This is a genomic window from Oleiphilus sp. HI0123, assembly GCF_001635315.1.
Genome location: NZ_LWGE01000196.1, coordinates 1 through 642, shown reverse-complemented (window position 1 = coordinate 642; position 642 = coordinate 1). Strand labels below are relative to the sequence as shown.

Here is a 642-nt window from a genome sequence, read left to right as displayed (position 1 = left end):
TAGAAAGAATAGGATGACAAACAAGAAAAATGGCTTCATTGAGCTAGATTACTCCGTATCTAACAAAAACGTGGTAAGTCGATATAGTTTGAAATTCTGAAATGTTACTGGATTCCCGTGGCATTCTCCATGAATAAGTTTATAAAGCAAGGTGTTTAAGATCGTAACAGCTTTACCAAATTACACATGTAAGTGAAACTATGACAATTGGGCCAAATCTAAAACGAGTGCCAAAGTCTTCTATTGGCACTTTTCTGACCAAGTCTTGCTTAGAATGGTTAGGCCCAAGTCAGACCATTTATTCTAATAGGCCAGCTTGGGTGCTGACTTTTAGGCATTAGTTATATCGTGACCTAACACGTTTAAAGCTCGTTTTCGCCCTAAAAAAGCATTACCCTGTCTAGCTAAATACTCATTTATAAGTACATAAAACTTTTGCTATAGAGCTTATGCCTGCCAAACAGAAGATTCTTAAAGTTCGTCGCCACTATAACCAGTGGGTGGCTGACCAAACCCTAGAAGATTACGCCTTACGATTCACCGCTCGTAAAGCTCGGCGTATGGGTATTAGCCGTGTCGGCAAAACCGCTTTAGGGGCGACTGCTTTNTTGGCACTTGAAAGCATTGCTGCAGCGGTAACGA

The 642-nt window shown here is 40.7% G+C and carries 1 protein-coding gene; it reads left to right on the top strand.

Annotated elements, in window-relative coordinates; genetic code table 11:
• Window positions 1–449: 449 nt before the first annotated feature.
• On the top strand, window positions 450–642 hold a 193-nt coding region (locus A3761_RS01795), incomplete at its 3' end, for a hypothetical protein (protein WP_156491500.1).